The sequence below is a fragment of the Jatrophihabitans sp. genome (assembly GCF_036000465.1).
Taxonomy (GTDB): domain Bacteria; phylum Actinomycetota; class Actinomycetes; order Mycobacteriales; family Jatrophihabitantaceae; genus Jatrophihabitans.
This window is the reverse complement of the sequence record NZ_DASYFV010000052.1, coordinates 1-9,259: the sequence shown is the minus strand read 5'-3', so window position 1 is coordinate 9,259 and position 9,259 is coordinate 1. Positions and strand designations below refer to the sequence as shown.

The window sequence follows — 9,259 nt, the reverse complement described above, 5'->3', positions numbered from 1 at the left end:
GCCAGTGGGCCGAGGCGATGAACCCGCCGCTGCCGTACACGATCGGGCACGAGAACGCCGGCTGGGTGCACGAGGTCGGCTCGGCCGTCACCAACGTCGCGGTGGGCGACACGGTGATCCTGCACCCGACCCCGACGTGCGGACTGTGCCGGGCCTGCCGGGCCGGTCAGGACATGCACTGCAGCGAGAGCGTGTTCCCCGGGCTCGGCGTCGACGGCGGGATGGCCGAGTACCTGCTGACCTCGGCGCGGGCCTGCGTGAAGCTCGACCCGTCCACCCGGCCCGAGGACGTCGCCGCCCTCGCCGACGCTGGCATCACGGCGTATCACGCGGTACGGAAGGCGATCCCGCTGCTGTATCCGGGCACCACAGCGGTCGTGATCGGGGCCGGCGGGCTGGGCCATATCGGCATCCAGTGCCTCGCCGCCCTCACCGCGACGAACATCATCGTGGTCGACCGGAATCCCGACGCGCTCGAACTCGCGAAGACGCTGGGCGCGACCCACGCGGTGCGGGCCGACGGCGGCCAGGTGGCCGGGGTGCACGCCCTGACCGACGGCGCGGGCGCCGATGTCGTCTTCGACTTCGTCGCCGAGCAGGGCGCCGAGAACGAGGGCTTTGCCATGACCCGTCCCGGCGGCTCGTACTACGTCATCGGCTACGGCGGCGAGCTGCACGTACCGACGCTCGACATCATCTCCACCGAACGCAACATCATCGGCAACATCGTCGGCACCTACAACGAGCTCGCCGAACTGATGGTGCTGGCCCAGGCCGGCCGGGTCACCCTGCACACCCGGACCTACGCCCTCGACGACGCCCAGCAGGCGCTGTCCGATCTGGACGCCGGCCTCGTGAGAGGTCGCGCGATTCTCGTCCCGTAACCGTCCGGCCCCACCCGATCACCCAAACCAGGAGGACCCATGGCCAAGGAACTGCGATTCGGTGAGGACGCCCGGAGCCTGCTGCTGTCAGGCGTCGACCAGCTGGCCGAGGCGGTCAAGTCGACCCTCGGTCCCAAGGGCCGCAACGTGATCCTGGAGAAGATCACCGGCTCGCCGGTGGTGACCAACGACGGCGTGACGATCGCCCGCGAGATCCACCTGAGCAACCAGTTCGAGAACATGGGCGCGCAACTGGTGAAGGAAGCCGCGATCAAGACGAACGACATCGTGGGCGACGGCACGACCACGGCCACGGTGATCGCGCAGGCCATCATCCGCGAGGGCACCAAGGCGATCGGGGCCGGCGGCAACCCGGTTCTGGTGAAGCGCGGGATCGACCTGGCCGTCGCCGCCCTCGTCGACCACCTGCACAAGGTGGCCCACCCGATCATCACCGAGAACGACTACGCGCGGGTGGCGGCGATCTCGGCCAACGACGACGACGTGGTCGGCGCGGTCATCGCGCGGGCCCTGTTCACCGTCGGCGACGCCGGCACGGTGACGGTCACCGAGTCCGACGCGCACGGGATGAGCGTCGACTTCGTCGAGGGCTTCGAGTTCGACAACGGCTACCTCTCGCCCTACCTCGTCACCCACCCGGCGAGCCTCGAAGCGGTGCTGGACGACCCGTACATCCTGCTGTGCAGCGAGAAGATCACCAAGGTGCAGGACCTCATGCCGGTGCTGGACAAGGTGATGCGCGATCCGCACCCGCTGCTCGTCATCGCCGAGAACGTCGAGGGCTCGGCGCTCAGCATGCTCGTGCACAACCACGTCAACGGCGTCTTCCAATGCACCGCCACCCGGGCGCCCGGCTTCGGCGACCGGCGGCTGCGCAAGCTCGAGGACATCGCCACCATCACCGGCGGGCAGGTGCTGAGCAAGACGTCCGGGTTCAGCCTGGAGACGATCGCGCTGGAGCACCTGGGCCGGGCCCGGCAGGTGCGCGTGACGGCCGACCGCTCCTCGATCATCGGGGGCGCCGGGTCGGCCGAGGCGATCGACTTCCGGCTCACCCAGCTCCGGGCCGAGCTCGAGCGGGCCACCTTCGGCATCGACGAGGACGTCCTGGTCGAGCGCATCGGCGCGCTGTCGGGCAAGGTCGCGATCATCCGGGTCGGGGCACCGACCAACGCCGAGCTGACCGAGCTGCAGCACCGGGTCGAGGACGCGCTGTCGGCCACCCGAGCAGCGATGGCCGAGGGCATCGTGGCCGGCGGCGGCGCCGCCCTCGTGCACGCCGCCCCGGCGCTCGACGACCTGACCGTGACGCCCGACCAGGCGATCGGCGTCGACATCGTGCGGCGCGCGCTCACCGAACCGGCCTTCCTCATCGCGTCCAACGCCGGGTACGACGGCCACGAGGTCGTGGCCGCCACGGTCGGGCTCGGCACCGACGAGGGCTTCGACGCGCTCGAGGGCCGCTACGGCAACATGATCGAGCTGGGCATCATCGACCCGCTGCGGGTGTGCCGGTCGGCGCTGCAGAACGGGGCGTCCGTCGCCGGGCTGCTGCTGACGACGAACACGCTGATCGCCGAGGAGCAGACGCCGTGGGGCGGCAGCCGGGCGTTGATGACCGAGTTCGGCCCGCTCGACGAGGGGCTGCACCAGCCCTCGCCGGACTCGAGCACGCCGCAGTCACTCGGCCTCGGCCCGTCGGTCGGGTGACCGTCGAGGATGCGCTTCCCCGCCGGCTGACCCCGGACGCACCCCCCGAATTCGGGGTCGACGAGAGGGGAGGCGGGTCGGGAGGCGACGACCCGAGCCCGCTCGCGCTGCTGCGCGCGCAGGGTCGGGTGCGCGGCGTCGTGTGCCTCGTCGGGCCGGCGTTCGTCGCGGCGGTGGCCTACATCGACCCGGGCAACTTCGCGACCAACTTCGCCGCCGGGGCCCGCTACGGCTACGCCCTCGTGTGGGTCGTCGTCATCGCCAACCTGATGGCCATGCTGGTGCAGTACCAGTCGGCCAAGGTCGGGGTGGCGACCGGCCGTGACCTGCCCGAGCTGTGTCGCGACACCTTCCCGCGGGCGGTGTCGGTCGGGCTGTGGCTGCAGGCCGAGGTCGTCGCCATGGCGACCGACATCGCCGAGTTCGTCGGGGCCGCGGTCGGGCTCTACCTGCTGTTCGGTGTGCCGCTGCTGCCGGCCGGGCTGATCACCGCGGTGGTCGCGTTCGTGATCCTCGGGCTCGAGCAGCGCGGCCACCGCCGCTTCGAGCTGGCCATCGCCGCCCTGCTCGGCCTGGTGCTGCTCGGTTTCGCCTACGACCTGGCGACGGTCGGGGCCGCGCCGGGTGAGGCGATCGGCGGTCTGGTGCCGCATTTCGTCGGCTCGGACAGCGTGGTTCTAGCGGCCGGCATCGTCGGGGCGACCGTCATGCCCCACGTCGTCTACCTGCACTCGGCTCTCACCAAGGGTCGGGTGGCCTGCCGCGACGACGGCGAGCGGCGCCAGCTGCTGCGCTTCCAGCGCCTCGACGTCGTCGTCGCCCTCGGCCTGGCCGGAATGATCAACATCTGCATGATCGTGGTGGCCGCGTCGGTGTTCCACCGGGTCGGGGGTGACGCCGCCGATTCGATCGAGGCGGCGCACGCCGGCCTCGCGCGTCTGGCCGGTGGCGGCGCAGCCCTGGCCTTCGCCATCGCCCTGCTCGCCTCGGGGCTGTCGTCGTCGAGCGTGGGCACCTACGCCGGCCAGGTCGTCATGCAGGGATTCATCCGGCGGCGCATCCCGCTGGTGCTGCGGCGATCGGTCACCATGCTGCCCGCCGTCACCGTGCTGGCCCTCGGGCTGCCGACGACCGACACGCTCGTCGTGTCGCAGGTGCTGCTGTCCTTCGGCATCCCGTTCGCGCTGATCCCGCTCACGCTCATCACCCGGCGCCGCGACGTCATGGGCGTGTTCGTCAACCGGCGCAGCACCACGGCCCTCATGGCCGCCGTCGCCGGCACGATCAGCCTGCTCAACGTCTACCTGCTGTGGACGACCTTCACCGGCTGACCCGAGAGGACACCATGCCTGACGACGCGTTACCCACCTCCGTCCGCCGCCTCGACGGACCGCAGTCGGCCCACCTCATCCGGCTCGTCGAGGCCTTCGACGACCTGCAGACCGTCCTGTTGTGCTGCGACCGGCTCGTGCCCGCGCTGGCCGCCGACGTCGGCGGCAACGTCACGGTCGAGGCGCTGTGGACGCTCGCACTGCTGAGTTACGCGCGACCGTTCGCGGTGGACGACGACGGCATCGCCGCGGTGACGGCCGAGGACCTCGCCGCCACCCAGCCCGACGGCAAGCTGCCCGCCTCCCACCAGCTGCTGCTGCACCTGCGCGACCACAACTGCGCCCCGGCCAAGAACCCGCGCGAGGTGTTCACGGTCGGCCTGGCCCAGGACGCGGACGGCGCGGTGAACGCCGTCGCCGTCACCTCGGTGCGCACACCGTCGGTCGACGAGGCGGCGGTGCGCCAGGCCGGGGCGATGGCGTTCGCGATGTGCGAGCTGCTCGACGAGCGCATCGGCGCGGCCCAGCAGGTGGTGTTCACCCACGGGCAGGCGATGAGCCCGGGGCAGCTCGCCGCGCTGGACCAGGTGGAGGTGGCGCCGGTCGACGCGTGATGCGTCAGAGCCGACCGATCACGACCAGTACGGCGACGACGAGCAGACCGAACAGCACGGTGCCGAGGCCCACGGCGAGGGGGAGGCGGAGGCCGTCGAACGGCGCGGGCGGCGGCTCGTGGCTCGGGCGCAGGAGCGGCACGGGTTCGTCCCACGTCCAGAGCACGGCGTGGTTGTCGTCGATGATGGTCACGGCCCGCCTTTCGACGTCGGGGAGCTGACCCCTTCAGGGTGACCGCCGCGACGCCCTCCCGTCCCCGATGTCGCCGCGAGTTCGCCGAACCGTCATCCTCAGGTCGACAGTTCGCGGAGCCGGTCCAGGAACTCGGTCTGGGCGGCGACGAGCTTGGGACGCGCGGCCGCCAGGTCGAACCAGGCGGCGCGGTCGACCTCGGGAAACTCCTGGCGGCGTCCCGATCGCGGCGGCCATTCCATCTCGAAGGTGTTGCTGACGACGGTCGCCACGTCGAGATCGCCGGCGACGGCCCAGGCGGTGACCACCTTGCCGTTCTTCTGCCGCACCTCGCCGAGGGGCCGGTAGTCGGCGCCGTCCGGCGGGGGTGAGCCGAGCTCCTCGGTGAACTCGCGCCGGGCCGCGGCGAGCGGATCCTCGTCCGGCTCGTACTCGCCCTTCGGGATCGACCACGCGCCGTCGTCCTTCTTCGCCCAGAACGGTCCGCCCATGTGCGCGAGCAGCACCTCGAGCCGATCGCCCGCGCCGCGGTGGAGCAGCAGACCGGCGCTGGGCCGCTTCGTCGTCGCCATGCGCCCAGCCTGTCACCAGCCGATGCCTGCTCGATGCAGCGTTCCGGCAACGTTGCTGCAGCGGGCATGCAGCGGGGCGCGACCTACTGTCGCCGGAACATCCCACCAGCGCGGTGGGTCATCCCGAGCCACGGAGGTCAACCCATGACCGTCCTCTCAGCCCCCGGCAGTGCCGACAGTCCGGTCGCCGTCGAGAGCCGCTACGACAACTGGATCGGCGGCGAATGGGTGCCGCCGGCGAAGGGCGAATACTTCGAGAACATCTCGCCGGTCAACGGCAAGGCGTTCACCGAGATCGCGCGCAGCACCGCCGAGGACGTCGACCGCGCGCTCGACGCCGCCCATGGGGCGAAGCGCGCCTGGGCCGCGACCTCGGTCGCCGAGCGGGCCAACATCCTCAACAAGATCGCCGACCGCATGGAGGCCAATCTCGAGGCGCTCGCCATCGCCGAGTGCTGGGACAACGGCAAGGCCGTGCGTGAGACGCTCGCCGCCGACCTGCCGCTGGCCATCGACCACTTCCGCTACTTCGCCGGCGCGATCCGGGCGCAGGAGGGCGGCATCTCCGAGATCGACGGCGACACCGTGGCGTACCACATCCACGAGCCGCTCGGCGTCGTCGCCCAGATCATCCCGTGGAACTTCCCGATCCTGATGGCGGTCTGGAAGATCGCCCCTGCGCTCGCGGCGGGAAACTGCGTGGTGCTCAAGCCGGCCGAACAGACGCCGTGGTCGATCCTCAAGCTGGTCGAGCTCGTCGGCGACCTGCTGCCGCCCGGCGTGCTCAACGTCGTCAACGGTTTCGGTACCGAAGCGGGCAAGCCCCTCGCGTCGTCGAGCCGCATCGCCAAGATCGCCTTCACCGGTGAGACGACGACCGGCCGGCTGATCATGCAGTACGCGTCGCAGAACCTGATCCCGGTGACGCTCGAGCTCGGCGGCAAGAGTCCGAACATCTTCTTCGCCGACGTCGCCGCGGCGAAGGACGCCTTCTACGACAAGGCGCTCGAGGGTTTCACCATGTTCGCGCTGAACCAGGGCGAGGTCTGTACCTGCCCGTCGCGCGCCCTCGTCCAGAGCTCGATCTACGACCAGTTCATGGGCGACGCCATCGCCCGCGTCGAGAAGATCACCCAGGGCAACCCGCTCGACACCGACACGATGATGGGCGCGCAGGCCTCGAACGACCAGCTCGAGAAGATCCTGTCCTACCTCGACATCGGCCGGCAGGAGGGAGCCAAGGTGCTCACCGGCGGCGCGCGGGCCGACCTCGGCGGCGACCTGTCCGGCGGCTACTACGTCCAGCCCACCGTCTTCGAGGGCCACAACGGCATGCGAATCTTCCAGGAGGAGATCTTCGGTCCGGTCGTGTCGGTCACCCGCTTCGACGACGAGGACGACGCCCTCAAGATCGCCAACGACACGCTGTACGGCCTCGGCGCCGGCGTCTGGTCGCGCGACGGCTCGCGGGCCTACCGCGCGGGTCGCGAGATCCAGGCCGGCCGCGTCTGGACGAACTGCTACCACCAGTATCCGGCGCACGCCGCGTTCGGCGGTTACAAGCAGTCCGGCATCGGCCGCGAGAACCACCGCATGATGCTCGACCACTACCAGAACACGAAGAACCTGCTGGTGTCGTACTCGCCCAACGCGCTCGGCTTCTTCTAGAGCGCGCACTCGTGACCCGACACGTCGACGTGACGGGTGCGGCGGCGGAACTGCTCCGCCGCCTCACCCGTCAGCACGGCAACCTGATGTTCCACCAGTCCGGTGGCTGCTGCGACGGCTCGTCCCCGATGTGCTTCGCCGACGGCGACTTCATCCTCGGTGACGTCGACGTGCACCTCGGCGATCTGGACGCCGGCCTCGAGCGACCGATCCCGGTCTACATGTCGCGGAGCCAGTACGAGTACTGGAAGCACACGCACATCACCATCGACGTCGTGACGGGGCGGGGAGTGGCTTCTCGGTCGAGGCGCCGGAGGGTGTCCGCTTCCTGATTCGGTCAAGACTCTTGACCGATGCCGAGTCCGAGGACCTCGGCGTGCGCTGAAGCGTCCGCTCGATGTTCGAGTAGTTGTCCACAGATTTGGGGGATGCTCCGAGAGCTGGCCGTCTCGAGTGTGGCCGGGCGGCCACATCCCAATCGAGGAACAGCAGGTGGAGAGGAATCGAAGGCGTGCGGCGATTCATCGCGACGGGTGCACCCGGCAGCGGCAAGAGCGCGACTCTCGCCCTGCTCGCCGGCTCGGCACACGTCGTGCGGGAGGCCGCGACCGACGTGAACGAAGCGATGTCGGCCGCGGGCATCGCGCGTCCCGAGGTCGACCCCGGTTTCTTGTCCCGCATCGTTTCGGTCCAGCGCGAACGTCGTCTCGCCGTGGTCGCCGAGCTGCAACTGCACGACCGCTCCGTGTTCTGCACCCTCGCCCTCGCCCGGTTTCTCGGACTCGGCGCGCCTCGTGCCCTCGACGAAGAGCTTCGGGCCACGCGGGGCTGGTTCGAGCCGCGGGTGTTCTTCTTCGAACCGCTCGGCTTCATCACCTCGACACCGGTTCGCCGGATCACTTATGCCGACGCCCTGCGGTTCGGCGAGGTGCACCGCGCGGTCTACCAGGAGCACGGCTTCGACCTGGTCCAGGTGCCCGCGGCGCCGCCGGCCGCTCGCGCTGCACTGATCTGCGGCTTGATCTCGTCGTGATCGTCGCTCTTTCTCGACGGGCGTCGATGCTGATCAGGTGGCCACCCTGCCGGTCGCCGCCGAGTCCGCGGAACCGGCTCGTCGCCACACCCGGCGTCGAGGCGCTCGTCGTCGACCCGGACGCACCCGCTGTCAGCAGCATCAACCAGTGGGCGCCGGCGGTGTCGGTGGTTGCTGACACGATCGGCCGATGCCAGGAGCAGCGCGGGACGTCGTGGACCTGATCGAGGGTATCGAGCCGGTGGACGAACTGGCGGCGGAGCATCGCAGCGCCGCGCTGCAGTGGCTGGCGGGGACGAATGACATCTACCGCCGGGTCAAGCCGCGCACGCCGTCGCCGCACCTCGTCGCGTACTTCCTGCTCGTCGACCGCGACGCGAACCGGGTGCTGCTCTGTGACCATCGGCTGTCGAGCCTGTGGCTGCCGACGGGCGGGCACGTCGAGCCGGGGGAGCACCCGGCCGACACCGTCCGCCGCGAAGTGGTCGAGGAGCTCGGCGTCGAGGCCGAGTTCGACACGGCGACGGGCGCCCGGCCGTTCTTCCTCACCGTGACCGAGACGGTCGGCGGCCCGGACGTGCGGCACACCGACGTCAGCCTGTGGTTCGCCCTCGCGGGCCGGACGGACCACCGGCTGACGCCCGACGACCGCGAGTTCTTCGGCGTCCGGTGGTGGTCACCGTCTGAACTGCGGGCGGCTGACCTCACCCGCTTCGAGCCGCACCTGCTGCGCGCACTCCACGCGCTGCCGCTGACGGCCGGGGCTCAGGCTGCGCCCTCGTCGGCGGTGCCCAGCGCGCGCAGGTAGCTCGAGAAGCCGAGGAGAGCGCGACCGTCGAGGCGGCTGCTGGTCCGCACGGGCAGCCGGCCGGTGCGCACGATGTGCAGGTTGCCGGCGGCGCGGGCACGGTCGGCGAGGGCCTGGTCCTCGCCGGTCGGGACGAGGGGCCAACCGCCTAGGGCGAGGTAGGCGTCGGCGCGGATGCCGAAGTTCGCCCCGTGGACGTGCGGGTGGTCGTCACGGCGGTGGTGCCGTTGCTGCCACGCGGCGTCGACGTCCGGCGGGAGACCGTGATCGGGCCGTACCGTGCCGAGCACGACCTGGGCGCCGCGGGCGGCTTCGTCGAGCATGCCGGCGAGCCAGCCGGGTGACACCTCGGAGTCGGCGTCGGTGTTCGCGATCCAGGTGTGCTGCGCCGAACCGCGGGGTCCGGTGCCCAGCAGGTGGGCAAC

Annotated in this window: 10 protein-coding genes and 1 pseudogene; 8 read left to right on the top strand and 3 right to left on the bottom strand. The window is 70.7% G+C overall.

Annotation, left to right across the window (positions count from 1 at the left end):
- The 4 genes from VGN18_RS16425 to VGN18_RS16410 form a co-directional block, all read left to right on the top strand.
- On the top strand, positions 1-884 hold an 884-nt coding region (locus VGN18_RS16425), incomplete at its 5' end, for an NAD(P)-dependent alcohol dehydrogenase (protein WP_327540790.1).
- Positions 885-923: 39 nt separating this feature from the next.
- The gene (gene groL / locus VGN18_RS16420; RefSeq protein ID WP_327540789.1) at positions 924-2,615 is read left to right on the top strand and encodes a chaperonin GroEL; all 1,692 of its coding nucleotides are present in this window, start codon (positions 924-926) and stop codon (positions 2,613-2,615) included.
- Between the two features lie 107 nt (positions 2,616-2,722).
- Complete coding sequence (locus tag VGN18_RS16415) at positions 2,723-3,946, top strand: Nramp family divalent metal transporter (protein WP_414655062.1); 1,224 nt, start codon at positions 2,723-2,725, stop codon at positions 3,944-3,946.
- Positions 3,947-3,960: 14 nt separating this feature from the next.
- The gene (locus tag VGN18_RS16410) at positions 3,961-4,560 is read left to right on the top strand and encodes a hypothetical protein (RefSeq protein ID WP_327540787.1); all 600 of its coding nucleotides are present in this window, start codon (positions 3,961-3,963) and stop codon (positions 4,558-4,560) included.
- A 4-nt stretch (positions 4,561-4,564) separates the two neighbouring features.
- On the opposite strand, the gene VGN18_RS16405 is transcribed toward VGN18_RS16410, so the two are convergent.
- Together VGN18_RS16405 and VGN18_RS16400 are read right to left on the bottom strand one after the other, a co-directional pair.
- On the bottom strand, positions 4,565-4,753 hold the full coding sequence (locus VGN18_RS16405) for a hypothetical protein (RefSeq protein ID WP_327540786.1): 189 nt from the start codon (positions 4,751-4,753) through the stop codon (positions 4,565-4,567).
- A gap of 98 nt (positions 4,754-4,851) precedes the next feature.
- The gene (locus VGN18_RS16400) at positions 4,852-5,325 is read right to left on the bottom strand and encodes an NUDIX domain-containing protein (RefSeq protein ID WP_327540785.1); all 474 of its coding nucleotides are present in this window, start codon (positions 5,323-5,325) and stop codon (positions 4,852-4,854) included.
- A gap of 144 nt (positions 5,326-5,469) precedes the next feature.
- On the opposite strand from VGN18_RS16400, the gene adh reads away from it, so the two are divergent.
- The 4 genes and pseudogenes from adh (at position 5,470) to VGN18_RS16380 (ending at position 8,834) form a co-directional block, all read left to right on the top strand.
- Positions 5,470-6,993 (top strand): aldehyde dehydrogenase, encoded by a 1,524-nt coding sequence (gene adh / locus VGN18_RS16395; RefSeq protein WP_327540784.1) that lies wholly within the window; start codon positions 5,470-5,472, stop codon positions 6,991-6,993.
- Positions 6,994-7,004: 11 nt separating this feature from the next.
- A pseudogene (locus VGN18_RS16390) lies at positions 7,005-7,378 on the top strand (DUF779 domain-containing protein).
- Between the two features lie 126 nt (positions 7,379-7,504).
- A complete protein-coding gene (locus VGN18_RS16385; protein ID WP_327540782.1) occupies positions 7,505-8,026 on the top strand; it encodes an AAA family ATPase in 522 nt (173 codons plus the stop codon).
- 190 nt (positions 8,027-8,216) lie between these two features.
- The gene (locus tag VGN18_RS16380) at positions 8,217-8,834 is read left to right on the top strand and encodes an NUDIX hydrolase (protein ID WP_327540781.1); all 618 of its coding nucleotides are present in this window, start codon (positions 8,217-8,219) and stop codon (positions 8,832-8,834) included.
- Here the strand turns inward: VGN18_RS16380 and VGN18_RS16375 are convergent.
- The coding region (locus tag VGN18_RS16375) for a glycosyltransferase (protein WP_327540780.1) at positions 8,792-9,259 on the bottom strand (468 nt) is incomplete at its 5' end. The two genes, VGN18_RS16380 and VGN18_RS16375, sit on opposite strands and share 43 nt — an antisense overlap.

Bases quoted from the DNA above. Each gene is read 5' to 3' on its own strand.
- groL (WP_327540789.1), top strand. From the start codon at position 924: ATGGCCAAGGAACTGCGATTCGGTGAGGACGCCCGGAGCCTGCTGCTG.
- VGN18_RS16410 (WP_327540787.1), top strand. From the start codon at position 3,961: ATGCCTGACGACGCGTTACCCACCTCCGTCCGCCGCCTCGACGGACCG.
- VGN18_RS16400 (WP_327540785.1), bottom strand. From the start codon at position 5,325: ATGGCGACGACGAAGCGGCCCAGCGCCGGTCTGCTGCTCCACCGCGGC.
- adh (WP_327540784.1), top strand. From the start codon at position 5,470: ATGACCGTCCTCTCAGCCCCCGGCAGTGCCGACAGTCCGGTCGCCGTC.
- VGN18_RS16380 (WP_327540781.1), top strand. From the start codon at position 8,217: ATGCCAGGAGCAGCGCGGGACGTCGTGGACCTGATCGAGGGTATCGAG.